This window comes from Methylobacterium sp. Leaf361 (genome assembly GCF_001424445.1).
Taxonomy (GTDB): domain Bacteria; phylum Pseudomonadota; class Alphaproteobacteria; order Rhizobiales; family Beijerinckiaceae; genus Methylobacterium.
In genome coordinates, this window is sequence record NZ_LMPY01000023.1 from 481,489 (window position 1) to 499,689 (window position 18,201).

18 protein-coding genes are annotated in these 18,201 nt (G+C 71.3%); 10 read left to right on the plus strand and 8 right to left on the minus strand.

The window, feature by feature from the left end:
- Positions 1-80: 80 nt before the first annotated feature.
- On the minus strand, positions 81-764 hold the full coding sequence (locus tag ASG32_RS18160; RefSeq protein WP_056528859.1) for a hemolysin III family protein: 684 nt from the start codon (positions 762-764) through the stop codon (positions 81-83).
- A gap of 150 nt (positions 765-914) precedes the next feature.
- A complete protein-coding gene (locus ASG32_RS18165) occupies positions 915-2,018 on the minus strand; it encodes a COX15/CtaA family protein (protein WP_056528862.1) in 1,104 nt (367 codons plus the stop codon).
- Between the two features lie 210 nt (positions 2,019-2,228).
- On the opposite strand from ASG32_RS18165, the gene ASG32_RS18170 reads away from it, so the two are divergent.
- Together ASG32_RS18170 and ASG32_RS18175 are read left to right on the plus strand one after the other, a co-directional pair.
- Positions 2,229-2,435: a DUF2842 domain-containing protein gene (locus tag ASG32_RS18170; RefSeq protein ID WP_012319661.1), complete on the plus strand. Its 207-nt coding sequence runs from the start codon at positions 2,229-2,231 to the stop codon at positions 2,433-2,435.
- A gap of 67 nt (positions 2,436-2,502) precedes the next feature.
- Positions 2,503-2,868 carry a hypothetical protein gene (locus ASG32_RS18175; protein ID WP_020092097.1) on the plus strand — a complete coding sequence of 122 codons (366 nt, stop codon included), beginning with the start codon at positions 2,503-2,505 and terminating at the stop codon, positions 2,866-2,868.
- A 24-nt stretch (positions 2,869-2,892) separates the two neighbouring features.
- Here ASG32_RS18175 and aat read toward each other — a convergent pair whose 3' ends face one another.
- The 4 genes from aat to ASG32_RS18195 all read right to left on the minus strand — a co-directional run bounded on the left by aat (position 2,893) and on the right by ASG32_RS18195 (position 6,528).
- Positions 2,893-3,576, minus strand: coding sequence for a leucyl/phenylalanyl-tRNA--protein transferase (aat, locus tag ASG32_RS18180; RefSeq protein ID WP_056528865.1), 684 nt, complete (start codon positions 3,574-3,576; stop codon positions 2,893-2,895).
- Between the two features lie 79 nt (positions 3,577-3,655).
- Positions 3,656-5,008 (minus strand): acetyl-CoA carboxylase biotin carboxylase subunit, encoded by a 1,353-nt coding sequence (accC, locus tag ASG32_RS18185; RefSeq protein WP_056528868.1) that lies wholly within the window; start codon positions 5,006-5,008, stop codon positions 3,656-3,658.
- Positions 5,009-5,112: 104 nt separating this feature from the next.
- Positions 5,113-5,589 (minus strand): acetyl-CoA carboxylase biotin carboxyl carrier protein, encoded by a 477-nt coding sequence (gene accB, locus ASG32_RS18190; RefSeq protein WP_020092100.1) that lies wholly within the window; start codon positions 5,587-5,589, stop codon positions 5,113-5,115.
- A 156-nt stretch (positions 5,590-5,745) separates the two neighbouring features.
- Positions 5,746-6,528 carry a DsbA family protein gene (locus tag ASG32_RS18195; RefSeq protein WP_020092101.1) on the minus strand — a complete coding sequence of 261 codons (783 nt, stop codon included), beginning with the start codon at positions 6,526-6,528 and terminating at the stop codon, positions 5,746-5,748.
- Positions 6,529-6,711: 183 nt separating this feature from the next.
- On the opposite strand from ASG32_RS18195, the gene ASG32_RS18200 reads away from it, so the two are divergent.
- Positions 6,712-7,866, plus strand: a complete 1,155-nt coding sequence (locus ASG32_RS18200) for an aminotransferase class I/II-fold pyridoxal phosphate-dependent enzyme (protein ID WP_056528872.1) — start codon at positions 6,712-6,714, stop codon at positions 7,864-7,866.
- Positions 7,867-7,870: 4 nt separating this feature from the next.
- On the opposite strand, the gene gph is transcribed toward ASG32_RS18200, so the two are convergent.
- Positions 7,871-8,563: a phosphoglycolate phosphatase gene (gph, locus tag ASG32_RS18205; RefSeq protein WP_056528875.1), complete on the minus strand. Its 693-nt coding sequence runs from the start codon at positions 8,561-8,563 to the stop codon at positions 7,871-7,873.
- Positions 8,564-8,735: 172 nt separating this feature from the next.
- Between gph and ASG32_RS18210 the strand changes: the two genes are divergently transcribed.
- The 7 genes from ASG32_RS18210 (at position 8,736) to ASG32_RS18240 (ending at position 15,206) form a co-directional block, all read left to right on the plus strand.
- A complete protein-coding gene (locus tag ASG32_RS18210; protein ID WP_056528878.1) occupies positions 8,736-9,200 on the plus strand; it encodes a hypothetical protein in 465 nt (154 codons plus the stop codon).
- A gap of 129 nt (positions 9,201-9,329) precedes the next feature.
- Entirely contained in the window at positions 9,330-10,043 is a 714-nt protein-coding gene (rpiA, locus tag ASG32_RS18215) for a ribose-5-phosphate isomerase RpiA (RefSeq protein WP_056528881.1), read from the plus strand.
- Positions 10,044-10,087: 44 nt separating this feature from the next.
- Entirely contained in the window at positions 10,088-10,681 is a 594-nt protein-coding gene (locus ASG32_RS18220) for a DUF2059 domain-containing protein (protein ID WP_056528884.1), read from the plus strand.
- A gap of 42 nt (positions 10,682-10,723) precedes the next feature.
- Positions 10,724-11,944 carry an O-antigen ligase family protein gene (locus tag ASG32_RS18225; protein WP_244492019.1) on the plus strand — a complete coding sequence of 407 codons (1,221 nt, stop codon included), beginning with the start codon at positions 10,724-10,726 and terminating at the stop codon, positions 11,942-11,944.
- A complete protein-coding gene (gene gor, locus ASG32_RS18230; protein ID WP_056528890.1) occupies positions 11,941-13,323 on the plus strand; it encodes a glutathione-disulfide reductase in 1,383 nt (460 codons plus the stop codon). The genes ASG32_RS18225 and gor overlap by 4 nt, the downstream gene beginning before the upstream one ends.
- 55 nt (positions 13,324-13,378) lie before the next feature.
- Positions 13,379-13,696, plus strand: a complete 318-nt coding sequence (locus ASG32_RS18235) for an RNA polymerase sigma factor region1.1 domain-containing protein (RefSeq protein WP_056528894.1) — start codon at positions 13,379-13,381, stop codon at positions 13,694-13,696.
- A gap of 127 nt (positions 13,697-13,823) precedes the next feature.
- A complete protein-coding gene (locus tag ASG32_RS18240; protein WP_056528897.1) occupies positions 13,824-15,206 on the plus strand; it encodes a 3-deoxy-7-phosphoheptulonate synthase class II in 1,383 nt (460 codons plus the stop codon).
- An 87-nt stretch (positions 15,207-15,293) separates the two neighbouring features.
- Here ASG32_RS18240 and ASG32_RS18245 read toward each other — a convergent pair whose 3' ends face one another.
- Positions 15,294-18,167, minus strand: coding sequence for an EAL domain-containing protein (locus ASG32_RS18245; RefSeq protein ID WP_056528900.1), 2,874 nt, complete (start codon positions 18,165-18,167; stop codon positions 15,294-15,296).
- Positions 18,168-18,201: the final 34 nt, after the last annotated feature.

The window sequence follows — 18,201 nt, forward strand, 5'->3', positions numbered from 1 at the left end:
AAAGCAGGTCGCCGCGTCTCGACCTTTCCACCAGGACGGTAACCGGAATTTTACGCGCACGATCGCAATCGATCCCAACGCTACGTCATCGGCGAGCCGTTCAGGCTGGCCCAGATCGTCCCGTAGTGGCAGGCCGTGGCGGCGAGGACGAAGCCGTGCCAGATCGCGTTCTGGAAGGGCAGGGTCCGCCAGATGTGGAACACGACGCCGATCGAATAGAGCGCTCCGCCCATTCCCAAGAGCCACAGGGCGGTCGGCTGAAGCGCCGCGATCACTGATTCGTAGGCGAACAACCCGCTCCAGCCGAGCAACAGGTAGAGCCCGATCGACAGGCGGTCGAACCGGCCCGGCAGAAACAGCTTCACGGCGATCCCGATGAGGGCCACGACCCAGATCATCGCCAGGAGCGCGTAGGCCCGCGGGCCCGACCCGACGAGGGCCACCAGCGGCGTGTAGGTCCCGGCGATCATCAGGTAGATCAGCGCGTGATCGGCGCGGCGCAGGAGCCATTTGCGCGGGCTCACAGGGTAGAGATTGTAGACCGCCGAGACGCCGAGCATCAGGACGAGGGCCGTGGCGTACACGACAACGGCCGCACGTTCGCCGAGCCCGAGATGCGCCGTGACCGCGGTCGCCACCAGGGCCACGGCACCGGCGAGGCCGAACACCACGCCGAGACCATGGATCACGCCATCCGCCATGATCTCCCGCGGCGTGTAGTGCCAGGTCAGGGAGAGCGGTCGACCATCCTCCGCGAGAGACATCTTGAAGCCTCCTGCCACGCGTGCAGCTTAAAGCTTGAGAAGTCTTAGTCGTTCCATGTGCAGATTGCTGATGGTGAGTTATCCCAAGGTTCCACTGAAAGCGGTAAAAGTCTCGTGCGGCGCAGCAAGGCCGCTGCACCGCACGAGAGCCTAGATGCGGCCGGCGGCGAGCCCCTCGAAGCCCAGCGGCGGCTCGGCGGCTGCGGGCTCGACCAAGCCGGATCCCCGGCCGAGGCGGGCATGGACGGTGGCCATCGTGAGCACCGCCATGGCGAGCACCTGATGCGCGAGCGCCGCCCAGAGCGGCACGGCGAGGAGCAGCGTCGCGATCCCAAGCGCCATCTGGGCGAGGACGAGGATGACGACCCCCGTGGCCCGCCCAGCCGCGCTCTTCGGGCCGGTGAGCCAGGCGTCGACGGCGTGCAGCACCGCCACGACGAAGACGAGGTAGGCCATCACCCGGTGGTCGAACTGAACCAAGGCGTGGTTGTCGATGAAATTCTCGATCCACGGCCGGATCGCGAACAGGCTGTCCAGCGGCGGGACGAGGTGGCCGTCCATGGTCGGCCACGTGTTGTAGACGAGGCCGGCATGCGAGCCGGCAACGAGGCCACCGAGGAAGATCTGTACCAGGACCAGGATCGGCAGCAGCAGGGCGGTCGCCCGCAGGCGCGCCGGGGCCGGCGCCAGGACGCCGGGGCGCTGGCCCGCGGCCAGCCAGACCAGCCCGGCCAGGATCAGGCTCGCGGTGGTGAGGTGCAGGGCGAGCTTGAGCGGCGCCACGGCCGTCATGCCGGGCTGGAGGCCCGAGGCGACCATGATCCAGCCGATGGCGCCCTGGAGGCCGCCGAGCGCGCCGAGACCGAGCAGGCCGAGGCCGAGCCGCCGGCTGATCCGGCCCTGCCACCAGAACACGATCAGCGGCAGGAAGAACACGAGGCCGATCACGCGGCCGAGCAGGCGATGGCCCCATTCCCAGCCGTAGAGCACCTTGAAGGCCGACAACCCCATCCCCTGGTTGAGGATGTTGTATTGCGGCGTGTCCCTGTACTTGGCGAACTCGGCCGCCCAGTCGGCCTCGGTGAGCGGCGGGATCGCGCCCGTGACGGGGCGCCACTCGGTGATCGACAGGCCGGACCCGGTCAGCCGCGTCGCGCCGCCGACCGCCACCATGGCGACCACCAGGGCCGCGACCACGTAGAGCCAGGTTCGCACCGCCCCCGACCGCCGGTCGCCCGCGCCGCTCATGTCCATACACGTCCCTTCCGCGGATGCCGAGATGCCCCCCGCAGTGCCCGGGTTAGGGGATGTCCGAGCGCCCATCAACGGCGCCGGCGCCGCAGCCCGCGTCAGCGGGCGCGTTGCCAACCGGGTTCTAGGACGGTAGCCGTCGCCCGTCCGAGCCCGCGGCGCCGCCCGCGGGACCAGGAGCACTGTTCGAAGGCACGGTCCAGGAACACAGCAATGCGCCGCCGCACCCGGACCCTGATCGGCACCCTCGCCATCCTGGTCTTCGTCTGCCTCTACGGGCCGCTGGCGATGACCCTGGCCGATAGCCGCATCTCGGAGACACCGGCGGCGGTGCAGGCGGTGATCTACTCGATCCTCGGCATCGCGTGGATCTTCCCACTGATGCCGCTGATCCGGTGGATGGAGCGACCCGATCGCTGAGGCCCAACCCTCGATTTTGCCGCACTCGGGGATCACAAGCCTGCCGTCGCCGCTCGAGACCCCCTCCGTGCACCGCCCGACTCTCTGCCTCAAGCCGCTGGCCGCTCTCGTCGTGCTGCTCGCGCCCCTGCCGGCCCTGGCGCAGGGGACACCGCGCTCCATCGGTGAATGCGAGCGTCTCAAGAACGACCTCGCCTACAACCAGTGTCTCGCGATGTTCGGACCGGCGGCCAAGAACGTCGCCGGGGGCTACGCCTCGGCCGATACGGCGGTCGCCATGGCGGCGACGCCCGCGGCAGCCATGGCCGAGCCGATCCCGCAGGTGGAGGAGACGGTCGAGGCCAGCACCAGCCGGCGTCGACGCTACCGGTCCGTGCGCGGCCGTCAATACGCCTCGTTCTCGACCGGCTACCGCCACCGGCGTCGGCGCTAGCAGCCACCGGCCCGCGTCACTGCACTAACGGCGATCCGGAGCTTCGAGCGCCTCGAGGACCCGCGTACCCGGAACCGAACCGTCGCCGGGCCAGACGTTCCAGTCGGCGACCTGATCGAGGGCCTCGGCGAGGCGGCGCTTGTAGACGTGGCGCGGCACCTCCTCGGCACCGAACTGCGACAAGTGCTCGGTGACGAACTGGGTATCGGCGAGCCGGTAGCGCCCGGCGCGCAGGCGGGCCATCAGGTGGACGAGGGCGACCTTCGAGGCGTCGCGGACCTCGTGGAACATGCTCTCGCCGAAGAAGGCCGCCCCCAGCGAGACGCCGTACAGGCCGCCGACGAGCCGGCCGTCCGCGCCCGCGTAGACCTCGACCGTGTGGACGTGGCCGATGTCGAACAGTGCGCCGTAGAGCTCGCGGATCCGCCCGTTGATCCAGGTGCGCTCGCTGTCCCGCCGGGGCGCAGCGCAGCCGTCGATCACCCCGTCGAAATCGGTGTCGCAGCGGACCACGAACTGGTCGGACCGGACCGTCCGGGCGAGGCGCCGGGGAACGCGGAACGTGTCGAGGGGCAGAACGCCGCGCGCCTTGGGTTCGACCCAGTAGAGCGTGGGGTCGTCGGCATCCTCCGCCATCGGGAAGATGCCCGCCGCGTAGGCCTTCAGCAGGATCTCGGGGGTGATGTCCACGCGGGCGGTGTCGTGCATGCCGTGAATGTCGCGCGCGGACGGCGCGAAGACCAGATCCCGCGCGCGCCGCGCTCGCCGCAGCCCCGCCCAGGTCCGGTCAGGCTTTCATGCCGCCGTCTTCCAGGAAATGCTCCAGCCAGTGAATGTCGTAAAGGCCGTTCTGCACGTCCGGGTTGCGGACCAGCGTCCGGAACAGCGGCAGCGTCGTGTCGATCCCGTCGATGACGAACTCGTCCAGGGCGCGCCGCAGCCGCATGAGGCACTCGTTGCGGGTCCGGCCGTGGACGATCAGCTTGCCGATCAGCGAATCGTAGTTCGGCGGGATCCGATAGCCTTGGAACGCGGCCGAATCGACGCGGACGCCGAGGCCGCCGGGCGTGTGGTAGTGGGTGATCTCGCCGGGCGAGGGCCGGAAGGTCTCCGGGTGCTCGGCGTTGATCCGGCACTCGATGGCGTGGCCCTCGACCTTGATGTCCGCCTGGCTCACCGACAGCGGGCCGCCCGACCCGACCTGGATCTGCTCGATCACGAGGTCGATCCCGGTGATCATCTCGGTCACCGGATGCTCGACCTGGATGCGGGTGTTCATCTCGATGAAGTAGAACCGCCCGTCCTCGTAGAGGAACTCGATCGTCCCGGCGCCGAGATAGCCGAGCTCCTTCATGGCGTTGGCGCAGATGCCGCCGATCTCGGCGCGCATCGACTCGTTGAGCGCCGGCGAGCCGCCTTCCTCCCAGACCTTCTGGTGGCGGCGCTGGAGGGAGCAGTCGCGCTCGGCGAGGTGCACGGCGCCGCCGCGGCCGTCGCCGAGCACCTGCACCTCGATGTGCCGGGGCTTCTCCAGGTATTTCTCGAGATAGACCGCGTCGTCGCCGAAGGCGGCCTTGGCCTCGGACTTGGCCATGCCGATCGCCTGCTCCAGCTCGGCCTCGGAGCGCGCGACCTTCATGCCGCGGCCGCCGCCGCCGGCCGCCGCCTTGACGAGCACCGGGTAGCCGATCTCGGCGGCCACGCGCTTGGCCGTGTCGATGTCGTCGACGCCGCCCTCGGAACCCGGCACGCAGGGGATGCCGAGCTTCAGCGCCGTGCGCTTGGCCTCGATCTTGTCGCCCATGGTGCGGATGTGCTGCGCCTTGGGTCCGATGAAGCCGATCTGGTGATGGGCCAGAACCTCGGCGAAGCGGGCATTCTCCGACAGGAAGCCGTAGCCGGGATGCACGGCATCGGCCCCGGTGATCTCGCAGGCCGCGATGATCGACGGGATGTTGAGGTAGCTATCGCGGGCGGCCGGCGGCCCGATGCAGACGCTCTCGTCGGCGAGGCGCACGTGCATCGCGTCCGCGTCGGCGGTGGAGTGGACCGCCACGGTAGCGATCCCGAGCTCCTTCGCCGCCCGCAGGATGCGCAGGGCGATCTCGCCGCGGTTCGCGATCAGGATCTTGTCGAACATCGGACCCGTTAGGGCGTCCTGGCGATCCCGGACCGCGCAGGATGCTCTATCCTCTCGTGTTGCGGCGTCGTCCGGGACTGGGCGGCGGGCGCCCGGCGGACGTCCTAGGTGATGACGAGCAGGGCCTCGCCGAACTCGACCGGCTGACCGTCCTCGACGAAGATGGCGCTGATCGTGCCGGCGCGAGGCGCCACGATCTCGTTGAAGGTCTTCATCGCCTCGATCAGCAGCAGCTTGTCGCCGACCGCGACCGTCGAGCCGACATCCACGAAGGCCTTGGCGTCGGGCGAGGGTCGGAGATAGGCGGTTCCGACCATCGGCGAGGGCACGGTGCCGGGCTGCGCGCGGGCCGGCTCGGCCGGGGCGAGGGGAGACGACGCGGCGGGCGCGGAAACCGGAGGCGGGGCGACGGCCGCGAGCGGCGCGGGCGCCGCGACCTGCACGCTCACGGGCTCGAGCCGCCGCGCCACGCGGATGCGCAGGTCGCCCTTCTCGACCTCGATCTCGGACAGGCCGGTCTCGGTCACGAGGTTGGCGAGCTCGCGCACGAGCTCGGGATCGATGGCGTCGTTCTTTGGCATCCGGCCTACTTCGTCTCGCGGCACGTCGGTGCGTCCATCCGGGCTCGGCCCTGGACCCCACCGCGGCCCTGCGGCTGGCGGCTCTTAGACGAAGGCGCCCCGGCGCGACAAGGCTGCGCGGACCGCCTTCGGGGTTCCTCGGCCCGATCCGTCAGCTCAGCAGGAGGCGTGGCCGCACTGGCGCACGTCGGCGATGGTCTTGCGCATCGGCTCGACGCCGACGGCGCCCGGGATCACCTCGTCGCCGATGATGAAAGCCGGCGTGCCCGACAGGCCCAGGCGGTCGCCGAGGCCGCGGTTCTCGCTGAGCGCTGCCTTCACCTCGGGGGAGGCCATGTCCTTCTGCAGCTTGGCCGTGTCGACGCCCATGTCCTTGGCGACCTGGATCGCGCGGGCGCCGTTCACCCGGCCCTTGGTCTCCAGAAGCTTCTGATGAAACTCGAACAGCTTGTCGCCTTTCAGCTGCTGGCGCACCGCCACGGCGACCTGGCTGGCCTCCAGCGATTCGGGGCCGAGGACCGGGAAGTCCTTGATGACCACCCGCAGCTTCGGGTCGGATTTGATCAGCGCCTGGATGTCGCCCAGGGCCTTGCGGCAGTAGCCGCAATTGTAATCGAAGAACTCGACCAGCGTGACGTCGCCCGACGGGTTGCCGGCAACGACGTCGTGGGGACCGTTGTGGAGAGCCTCGCGCGACTCCTTGAGGGCGGCGGCCTGGGCCAGGCGCTGCGTCTCGGCCTGCTGCTTCTCGGCCTCGGCGAGGGCCTCCTGGAGCACCTCGGGATGCTTGATCAGGTAGTCCTTGACGATCGCCTCGATGCCGGCGCGCTGCGCGTCGGTGAACGGCGCGGCGGGGGGCGTCGCGGTCTGCGCGAGGGCCGGGACGGCGACGAGGCCGAGCGCCAGGACCAGCGCGGGCAGGGGGCGGATGAAGGGCATAGATCCTCGCTTGCGCGGCGGGGCGGCCCGCGCGTGGCGCGAGCGGTAGGGGCTGGGTTAGGCGTTTTCGCGGCGTCCGGTCAATTCCCGCGGCGAGGGCGGCGTGCGCCGCCGGCTTGAGGCGGGAAGGGGGAGCGTCTAACCCCCGGAGGCTCCAGCGTCGTCCGGCTCAGAGCAGACCCCATGATCCCGATCTCCCGGCGCGCCGCCGCCGTCCAGCCGTTCCTCGCGATGGATGTCATGGCCGCCGCCGCCGCCAAGGCGCGGGCCGGCAGCGACGTGGTGCGGATGGAGGTTGGCCAGCCGTCGGCGCCGGCGCCCCGGGCGGTCATCGCGGCCGCGCAGGGGGCGCTCGCGACCGGCCGCGTGCCCTACACCGAGGCCCTGGGCCTGCCGTCCCTGCGCGCCCGCATCGCCCGGGACTACGCGGAGCGGCACGGCGTCGCGGTGAGCCCGGAGCGCGTGGTGATCACCACCGGATCCTCGGCCGGCTTCATCCTCGCCTTCATGAGCCTGTTCGACTCCGGCGCCCGGGTCGCCGTCCCGCAGCCCGGCTATCCCGCCTATCGCAGCATCCTGGCCGCCCTCGACCTCGTGCCGGCGCCGATGGTGCTGCGCGCCGATGACCGCTTCGCGCCGACCGCCGCCCTGCTGCGCGAGACCCACGCCCGCACGCCGGTCTCCGGGGCACTGGTGATGAGCCCGGCGAACCCCTCCGGCACAGTCATCACGGAGGGCGCCCTGCAGGATCTCTGCGCGGCGGCGCGCGGCCTCGGCCTGCCGCTGATCTCCGACGAGATCTATCACGGCCTCAGCTACGGCGAGCCCACCGTCACGGCCCTGCGCTTCGACCCCGACGCGGTCGTGATCAACTCGTTCTCGAAGTACCACTGCATGACCGGCTGGCGCGTCGGCTGGATGGTCGTGCCGGAGGCGCTGGTCCGCCCGATCGAGCGGCTGGCCCAGAACCTCTACATCTCCGCGCCGTACCTGTCGCAGGTCGGCGCCCTGGCAGCCTTCGACGCGACGGACGAACTCGACGCCGTTCGCGACGGCTACGCACGCAACCGCGCGATCCTCCTGGACGCGCTGCCGGCCCTCGGCCTCGGCCGCGTCCACCCGGCCGACGGCGCCTTCTACCTCTACGCGGACGTCTCGAACCTCACCAACGACGCTTCGGACTTCTGCCGGCGCATGCTCGACGAGGCGCACGTCGCGGCGACGCCGGGCCTCGATTTCGATCCGGACGTGGGCAACCACCACGTCCGCTTCTCCTTCGCGGGCTCGGAGACCGAGTGCCGTGAGGCGGCGCGGCGCCTGAAGGCGTGGCTGCGCTGAGAAGTCAGGCCGCCGGCACGAGCGCGCCGACCGCCTCGACCAGCTCCGAGAAGTGCTCGATCACCCGGTCGGGCCCGAGCTCGGCGACCGGGCGGTCGGTGTAGCCGAAGGTGACCGCCACCACCGGGATCCCGGCGGCCTTGGCGGTGTCGATGTCGGTGCGGGAATCACCCACCATCACCGCGCGGGCCGGATCGCCGTCGGCGCGGGCGATGGTGCCGGTCAGGTGGCGGGGGTCGGGCTTCGACTGCGGGAAGGTGTCCCGACCGCAGATCGCCGCGAAGCGGTGGCCGATGCCGAGGAGGCGCAGCAGCTCGACCGACTGCCCCTCGTACTTGTTGGTGCAGACCGCGAGCCGGAAACCCGCCGCCTCGAGGGCGTCGAGCGCCTCGACAACGCCCGGGAAGAGGTGGGACGTGTCGGCGAGGTGCGCCCCGTAATGGGCGATGAAGGCGTCGAACAGCCGGTCGTGGTCCTCCGGCGAGAGTGGCCGGCCCTCGGCCTCGAAACCCCGCCGGATCAGCGCCCGGGCGCCGGCGCCGATCAGCCCGCGCGCCTGCGAGAGGGGCAGCTCGGCCAATCCCTCGCGCTTCATCAGCACGTTGAGGGTGCCGATAAGGTCGCCCGCGGTCTCAGCGAGCGTCCCGTCCAGGTCGAAAACGGCGATCGGGGGCTTGGGCGTCGATTCGGTAGACATGCCTGGGCGGTTCCGTGCTCGGCGGGATCTCGAACGGCGTCGCTATCGGGGCTGGGCACCCGGGGCAAGCCGACCGGCGCGGCAGGCCGGATGCGCGGATCGTCTCACCGGGCGCCCCAGACTCGCCCGAAAGCGCAGCGAAACGCAGCGCGTACCAGCCCCGGGACCCGCGATGAAACTCTTCCTGCCCCTCCTGGCCGCCTGCGCCGCGCTGCAAGCCCTGCCGGCAGCGGCGACCTCCTTCGAGTTCGTGCCCGCCCCGCAGACCGACCTGAACCGGATGTACCGAGTCGACAAGGTGACCGGCGAGGTGACCTCCTGCCAGTACGGCCTCCAGGAATCGGCGGGCGGCATCGGCCAGACGGTGTGCTTCGGATCGGGAGAGGGCGCCGGGCCGCAGACCCCGTCCGAATACGGGCTGGTGGCGAGCCGGCATACCCGCGAGGCCGGCGTCTTCCGGGTGAACTACCGCACCGGCGAGATGAGCATCTGTTTCGTGCTGGTGAAGAAGGAGCAGGTCGTCTGCACCCAGCAGGGCAAGCCGGGCGCCGAGGGCGCGTCCGACACGCCGCTGACCGGTCCGGCCCCGGGTCGCGCGGGCGCCAGCGCCACCCCGACACAGGGCGGCCGTCCGTGACGCGGCCGTGCGGGCGGGGCGTTCCGGTCGGCCCGGTCCCGTGCTAGGGGCCGCCCGACGCCCACGGAAAGACCGGCTGCCCATGACCCGCGCTCCCTCGCTCCCCCTTGCCAGCCGGGCCGTGTCCCGGTGAGTGGGCCGGACCTGCGGCGGGCCGCGGCCGCCCGCGCCCTCGACCTCGTCGAACCGGGCATGCGGCTCGGCCTCGGCACGGGCTCCACGGCGGCGGCGTTCGTGGCGATGCTGGGCGAGCGCGTCCGCGCCGGCCTCGACATCGTCGGCGTCCCGACCTCCGAGGCCACGCGCGCGCAGGCCGAGGGCCTGGGCATCCGCCTCGCGACCCTGGACGAGCAGCCCGAGCTCGACCTGACCATCGACGGCGCCGACGAGGTCGACGACCGGTTGCGCCTGATCAAGGGCGGCGGCGCGGCACTCCTGCGCGAGAAGATCGTCGCCTGCGCGAGCCATCGCATGGTGGTGATCGCCGACGCGGCCAAGCACGTGGCGCGGCTGGGCGCCTTCCCGCTCCCGATCGAGGTCAATCCCTTCGGCCTCAAGGCCACGCACCGGGCCGTCGAGGCCGCAATCGCCGGGACCGGCTGCTCCGGCGAGGTCCGGCTGCGCGCCCTGACGGATGGCAAGCCCCTGGTCACCGACGGAGGCCATTACATCCTCGACGCGCGCCTCGGAGCGATTCCTGATCCGGAGGCCCTCGGCGCCGCCCTCTGGGCCGTGCCGGGCGTCGTCGAGCACGGTCTGTTCCTCGGCATCGCCGACGCCGCGATCCTGGCGGCGGCGCGGGACGGGCAGGCCGAGGTCACCGTTCTCGGCAGCCTCACCTGAGGCGCCGCCCTCCATCGCCGGCCATCCTCGCAAGAAAGTCCAGCATGTCCCGTCGCCTCACCGCCGTGCCAGGCCTCGCGCTCAGCCTCGCGCTCGGCCTCGCGCTCCTGGCGCTCCCCCATGCGGCGGCTGCGCAGCCGCAGAAGGCCGCCCAGGCCAAGCCGGCGGCGCAGCCGGCCGCCGGCGCTCCCGCGGCCAACAGCCCGGCCGCGGCCACCTACACGCCGGCTCACCTCGCCCTGGCCCGCGAGGTGATGCTCAGCTCCGGCATCGCCCGGTCGTTCGACTCGGTGCTGCCGGCCTTCGCCGACCAGATCCGCAAGCAGGCGGTCACCCGTCCCGAACTGTCCAAGGACCTCGAGGAGGTCCTGGCCTCGCTGCAGCCGGAGATGGAGTTGCAGAAGCAGCGCATGATCGACATCGCGGCGCGCACCTACGCGTCGAAGTTCTCGGAAACCGAGTTGAAGGAGATCGCAACCTTCTTCCGCTCGCCCGCCGGCAAGCACTACGTCGAGGCGCAGCCGCAGCTCCTCGACGAGATGGTGCAGGAGATGCAGGACTGGACGCAGGACGTCTCCGAATACGTCATGGTCCGCGTCCGTGCCGAGATGGGCAAGCGCGGACACCAGATGCAGTGAGGGCAGCCGCTCCCGGGGGCGGATCGCCGTGAGAGGTCGTCCATGAGAGCGGCCGGCCGCATGTACGCGGCGGGCGGCGCGCTCCTCGCGGCCATGCCGCTCGCCATGGTGCTGGCCAACCGGTCGAGCCCGCTGGTCGTCGGGCTGGCGGCGCTCGCCTTCCTGGCCGGACGATGGGCGGAGGACGCGTCCGCCCTGCGCCGCGCGCTGCTGTCCCCGCTGCGGACGCCGCTCGCCGGGGCGGCGCTCACCTTCCTGACCTGGGCGCTGGTCTCGCTGGCCTGGAGCCCGTTCCTGGCGGCCTCCCTGCGGGTGCTGGGCGAGTTCATCCCGACGCTGCTTGCCGCCTACCTGCTGGCCTGCCTCGCGCCCGGCCGGATCCCGGCCTTCGCGCCGCGGCTCGGCGCGATCGCGGTCGCGCTGGCGGGACTCCTGATCGCGGTGGATCTCGCCTCGGATCTGGCCCTGGAGCGGGCCCTCGGGCGCCGGGTCGCGGCCTTCGTGCACAACCGGCCGGCCCTGACCCTCGACCTCGTGGCCGGCCCGCTGGCCCTCGTCCTCTGGAAGGACCGCGCCCGCGGCCTCGCCGCCGCGACGCTCGCCTTCGCGAGCCTCGGCGTGGTCCGCTCGATCAGCGGCGCCGCCCAGCTCGGCCTCTTGGCGGGCGCCGCGATGGCGACCCTCGCGCTTTCGCTGCCCAGGCGGGTCGGCATAGGCCTCGCCGGACTCGGTCTCGGCCTCGCGCTGGTCCTCGCCCCGGTCGAGGGCGACCTCCTCGCCCGCGCCATGCCGGAAGCCGCCCACGAGCGCCTCGTCCAGTCCTCGTCCCGGGCCCGGGTCGCGATCGCGCGCAGCTTCGGGGCCGCGGTGGCAGCCGATCCCTGGCGCGGCGTGAGCGTCGGCATCAGCGCGCGCTTCGCCGAGACGGCCGTCGCGCAGACGGTGCCGCCGGAGATGCGCGTGCTCCTCGGGGTCGGACACCCGCACAACAGCTTCCTGCAGGTCTGGGCCGAGCTCGGCCTGCCCGGCGCGATCCTCGCGGCCCTGACGCTGATGCTGCTGCTCGACCGCATCGCGCGGCTGCCGCAGCCGGACCGCGCCGCGGCGCTCGGCCTCGTGGCCTGCGCGGCTTCGATCGCCTTCGTCGAGCACAACGGCTGGGCCGCCTGGTGGACGGCGGGGCTCGGCGCTGCCATCACCTGGATGCGCGCGGCCCCTCGGGGCGGCGTGATCGAGAGATCCGAGCGGGACGGTCCGGCATGAGCGCGTTCGACGTCGACCTCTTCGTCATCGGCGGCGGGTCCGGGGGTGTCCGCGCGGCGCGGATCGCGGCCGGGTACGGCGCGCGGGTGATGCTGGCCGAGGAGTACCGGGTGGGCGGCACCTGCGTGATCCGCGGCTGCGTCCCGAAGAAGCTGATGGTCTATGCCGGCCGCTTCGCCGACGAGTTCGAGGATGCCGCGGGCTTCGGCTGGACAGTGGAGAAGCCCCGCTTCGACTGGGGCACGCTCAAGACGCGGCGCGACGCGGAGGTGACCCGGCTCGAAGGCATCTACGACACCAACCTGATCCGCGCCGGCGTCGAGATTGTGCCAGAGCGGGCGGTGATCGAGGATCCCCACACGATCCGCCTCGTCGCGTCCGGCCGCACCATCCGGGCCGAGCGGATCCTGGTGGCGGTCGGCGCGCACCCCGTGAAGGAGCCGGCGGTGCCGGGCATCGACCTGGCGATCACCTCCAACGAGGTGTTCGAGCTCGAGCGTCTGCCGGACCGGATCCTGGTGATCGGCGGCGGCTACATCGCGGTGGAGTTCGCCGGCGTCTTCGCGGCGCTCGGCAGCCGCACGACGCTGCTGCACCGGGGCGACAGGTTGCTGCGCGGGTTCGACGACGAGATCCGCGACGCTCTGGCCGAAGCCTACGCCCAGCGCATGGACCTGCGACTCGGGCGCACGCTGCGGCGCATCGAGCGCCGAGACGGCGGCCTCTGCGCGCAGCTCGACGACAGCGGCGAGATCCTGGTGGACGAGGTGCTCGTCGCCACGGGGCGGCGGCCGAACGTCGAGGGCCTCGGCCTCGACCGGGTCGGCATAGAGACCGACGCCGCCGGCGCGATCCCGGTCGACGCCTACTCGCAGACCAAGGTGCCGTCGATCTACGCGGTGGGCGACGTGACCAACCGCGCCAACCTGACGCCGGTGGCGATCCGCGAGGGTCACGCCTTCGCCGACACGGTCTACGGCGGCAAGCCGGCCTGCGTCGACCATCGCCTGATCCCGACCGCGGTGTTCTCGACCCCCGAGATCGGCGTCGTCGGCCACAACGAGGCGGCCGCCCGGGCGATCTACGGCAAGATCGACGTCTACAAGGCGCGCTTCCGCCCGATGAAGGCGACCCTGTCCGGCCGCGAGGAGCGGATCTTCATGAAGGTGCTGGTCGACTGCGCCAGCGACCGCGTGGTCGGCGTCCACATCTTCGGCCACGATGCCGGGGAAGTGATCCAGGCGGTGGGCATCGCCGTGACCATGGGCGCCACGAAGGCCGATTTTGACCGGACCATCGCGGTCCACCCGACAGCCGCCGAGGAGCTGGTGACCATGCGCGTCCCGGAGGTCACCAAGCACCCGGTCGGCGTCGGCTGAGACCTGCGCCGCGGCCGGGGCTCGACGCGGTGCGCGACCGAGCCATATCAGGGTCATGGGCAAGCAGGGCACCGGCAAGGGACGACGCGAGGACGACGCGCACGCGCGGCGGCAGGCGATCATCGACGGCCTGCTGGAGGACGCCCTGCGGCCGGCCTTCCACCGGCCGCCGAGCCACGAGGCCCTGTCACCGGACATCCGGCAGGCGATCGACCGCCTCCTCGCCAAGGCTGAGGCGCAGCGCAGCCGCAACCTGACCTACGACGACCTGGAGGAGGCGCTGCCGCCCCGAGACGTCTCGGCCGAGGATCTGGAGGCGATCTTCTGGATCCTGGCCGAGCACGGGATCGAGGTCGAGGACGGCGAGGCCTGATCCGAGACCTGAATCCGGGACGCGCCTGCCCTCCGGTTCACGGCACTCGCCAGTGTAGAGGAACCTCTCTATAAGCCGCGCTTCGCGCGTAGGCGCGATCGCACGAAGAGGTGCGCGGAGAGAGACCATGGGCGAGCGTTGGACACCGAAGAGCTGGAGACATCTGCCGATCGAGCAAGTCCCCACCTATCCGGACGCCGCCAGCCTCGGTGCCGTCGAGTCGCAGATCGCGAGCTTTCCGCCGCTGGTCTTTGCCGGTGAGGCCCGCAAGCTGAAGGCCGCGCTCGGGCGCGTCGCCGCGGGCCAGGCCTTCCTGCTCCAGGGCGGCGACTGCGCCGAGAGCTTCGACGAGCACTCTGCCGACAACATCCGCGACTTCTTCCGGGTGTTCCTGCAGATGGCGATGGTGCTGACCTTCGCGGGCGGTTCGCCCGTGGTGAAGGTCGGGCGCATCGCCGGGCAGTTCGCCAAGCCGCGCTCGTCGCCGACCGAGACCCTCGAGGGCGTGAGCCTGCCGAGCTACCGGGGCGACATCATCAACGGCATCGGCTTCACCGAGGAGTCGCGGGTGCCGGATCCGCGCCGCCAGCTCGAGGCGTACCGGCAATCGGCCGCGACGCTGAACCTGCTGCGCGCCTTCGCAACCGGCGGTTACGCGAACCTCGAGAATGCGCATCGCTGGATGCTGGGCTTCGTGAAGGATTCGCCGCAATCCTCGCGTTACCAGGACGTGGCCGGCCGCATGACCGACGCGCTCGACTTCATGCGGGCGATCGGCATCAATCCGGAGACCCATCCGGAGGTGCGGACCACCGACTTCTACACCAGTCACGAGGCCCTGCTGCTCGGCTACGAGGAGGCGCTGACCCGCGTCGATTCGACGACCGGCGACTGGTACGCGACCTCCGGCCACATGCTGTGGATCGGCGACCGGACCCGGCAGCCGGACCACGCCCACGTCGAGTACGCCCGCGGCATCAGGAACCCGATCGGCCTCAAGTGCGGCCCGTCCATGAAGGCGGAGGGCCTGATCCGGCTCATCGACCTGCTCAACCCGGAGAACGAGCCGGGGCGCCTCAGCCTGATCTGCCGCTTCGGCGCCGACAAGGTCGGCGACCACCTGCCGGCGCTGATTCGGGCGGTCGAGCGGGAAGGGCGCTCGGTCGTGTGGATCTGCGATCCGATGCACGGCAACACGATCCCGGCCGGCCGCTACAAGACCCGGCCGTTCGAGCGGGTGATGCAGGAGATCGAGGGCTTCTTCGGCGTCCACCGCGCCGAGGGCACCTTCGCGGGCGGCATCCACCTGGAGATGACCGGCAAGGACGTGACCGAGTGCACGGGCGGCGCCCGGGCCCTGACGGCGGACGACCTGCAGGACCGCTACCACACCTACTGCGACCCGCGTCTCAACGCGGAGCAGGCGCTGGAGGTGGCGTTCCGCACGGCCGAGCTGGTCAAGGCCGAGCGCAGCCACATCGAGCGCCCGCGCCTCGACGCGGCCGAGTAGGGCGGAGCACCGACCGGTCATCCGACCGGCCAACGACGCGCGCTGTCACCTCGCGGGGGCGGCGCGCACCGCCGGACGCCACGATGGTCAGGCGATCGCCCGGAGCGTGCCGTTCCAGCGGCGGATGACCGAGGCGACCTCCGAGACGGGGACGGCGCGGCTGAACAGGTAGCCCTGGACCTCGTCGCAGCCCTCCGCGCGCAGATGCGCGAGTTGCGCCTCCGTCTCGACGCCCTCGGCGGTCGTCGTCATGCCGAGGCTGGCACCGAGGCCGATCACCGCCCGAACGATGAAATCGGTCCCGTCCTTCACGCACAGGTCGCGCACGAAGGACTGGTCGATCTTGATCTTGTCGAACGGGAAGGAGCGCAGGTAGCTGAGCGACGAGTAGCCGGTGCCGAAATCGTCCATCGCCACGCGCACGCCCAGCGCGCGCAGGCTATGCAGGATCGCCGTCGTCGCACCGGGATTGGCCACCAGGACCGTCTCGGTGATCTCCAGCTCCAGGCGCCGGCCCGGCAACCCGGTCCGCCGCAACGCCTCGCGCACGGCGGTGACGAGACTCGCCGAGGTGAACTGCACGGCCGAGACGTTGACGGCGACCTTGAGCTCGTCCGGCCAGCGGGCGGCCTCCTCGCAGGCGCGGCGCAGCACCCACTCGCCGAGCGGCACGATCAGCCCGAGCTCCTCGGCAATCGGGATGAATTCGGCCGGCGAGACGGAGCCGCGGACCGCATGGTTCCAGCGCAGCAGCGCCTCGAAGCCGCAGATCCGGTCCGTCTCGAGGCTGTAGATCGGCTGGTAGTAGACCTCGAACGCCTCCCGGGCGAGGGCGTCACGCAGGTCGCGCTCCATGATCCGCCGGGCCATGAGGCGGGCATCCATGGCCGGTTCGAAGAAGCGGAACGCGCCCCGCGCCTCGGCCTTGCCCCGGTCGAGGGCGACTTCGGCGTTCTTCAGGAGCTTGTCCGCGTCGGACCCGTCGCTCGGGGCGAGGGTGATGCCGATGGTGAGCCCGACGCAGATCGTGTGATGGGTCAGGCTGTAGGGCGCGCCGACGACCTCGATGATGCGCCGGGCGAGGATGGCGGCGTCCTCGGGCCGGTCGACGCCGCGCTGGACCACGATGAACTCGTCGGCTCCGAGGCGCGCGACGCAGTCGATCTCGCGCACGCAGGCGGTGAGCCGATTCGCGACCGCGACGAGCAGCTCGTCGCCGATCCCGTGGCCCAGGGTCTCGTTGACCGGCCGGAAGTCGTCGAGGTCGATGGCGAAGACCGCGAAGCCCTGGTCGCGCCCGGCCTGCGCCACGGCCACGTCGATCTGCTGCCCCACAGCCACCCGGTTGGGCAGGCCGGTCAGCAGGTCGTGATGCGCCAGGAAGGCGATGCGAGCCTCGGCCCGGCGGCGCTCCGTGACGTCCTCGTAGGTGGCCACGAAGCCGCCATCGGCGGCCTCGCGCCGGTCGATGGCGACGATGCGGCCGTTGCTCAGCTCCTGGAAATGCGTCTGCCAAACGCCGTTGCTGAAGGCGTCCCGCTGCTGGCGCAGCAGCGCTTCGAGATCGCAGCCGGGATGGTTGCCGGCCGCGAGACTGGCGCTCAGGACCTCGAGGGCCGTCATGCCGGGTACGACCGTGCCGGGCGGCAGGCCGTAGATCTCGCCGTAGCGCCGGTTGACCACCATCAACCGATGCTGCGCGTCGTACAGGCAGAGCCCCTGGGACATGGTGTCGAGGGCCGCATCGAGGCGCAGGTTGGTCCGGGTCAGGAAATGCGCCTGCTCCTTGAGCAAGCTGATATCGCTGCACACCGCGATGAAGCCGCCCTGCCGGGTCGCGGTGCGGCTCACCCGCAGCCAGCGGCCGTCGGCCAACCGGACGTCGCCGTCCCGGGCCAGGGCTCCGAAGCGATCCTCCGGGACATCCGAGCGGTAGTCCTGCGGCTCGTGCGCAACCTTCGTCAGCGACAGACCGGCCTCGATGGCAGCGTCGAGCCCGTCGAAGAAGCGCAGGGCCTGCGCGTTGGCCAGGGTGATCCGGCCGTCGGCATCGACCACGACGACGCCTTCCCGTGCTGTCTGCAGCGCGTCCGTCACCTGCGTCTCGGTGCCCCGGCGCTGGCTGCCCTCGCGGAGCGTGATAGCCCGGATGGTCGACCGCATCGCCGCGACGGCGTTCAGCAGCCGGCTCAACCGGTCGCGGCCGCCGGTGGGGATCCGATCGTCGCGCTGGCCGCCCGCGATCCGTTTGGCCGCCGCGCCGACCGATCCGCCGATGTGGCGCATGAGCAGCCAGGCGATCAGCCCGCAGGCGATGATCACGAGGGCCGCCGCGATGGCGTGCCACTGGACGAAGCCCCGCACGCGCTGCCGCGCAGCCTGTCGGAAGGTGAAGCCGTCGCCGGCCATGACGTTGATCAGGAGATCGATCTGGCCTTCGATTGCGTCGGCCTGCCGTTCGAGAGCCGCCTTCTGATCCGGCCGAACCGTCACGGGATCGAAAGCGCGGCGCAGGCTCTCCCAGGACGCCACGCTGGTCTGGACGGCCTCGGCCGTCCGCGCCGCCCGCTCGGACTGGGCCCGCTCGGCCGCGATGGTGAGATCCTCGGCCAGGATCGCCGAGAGGTCGGTGATGTCCGCATCCCGCTTCGCCACCTCGGCAGCGTCGCCGGTCTGCATCCGCCGGACGAGGGCAGCGCGCATCTTCGCGAAGTCGGCCGCCACCGCGCGGGCGAAGCTGATCGAGGTGAGGGATTCGTCGTAGGTCCGTGTGACGAGCGTCCCGACCTGCGTGATCGCCAAGCCAGCCGAGAGCGCGAGCGCGCCCAGGAGAAGACCGACACAGAGGAAGGCGACGCTGACCGCGGCGCGAATCGACGTGATACGGCCCGTCCGCGTCGCGGCCGCGTGGGTGTGCCCGGCTCGGTCCGCGCACGCCGTCGGTGTCTCGGGATCTCGCATCGCACAGGTCGCTGGGTCACACGTCCGGCCAGCG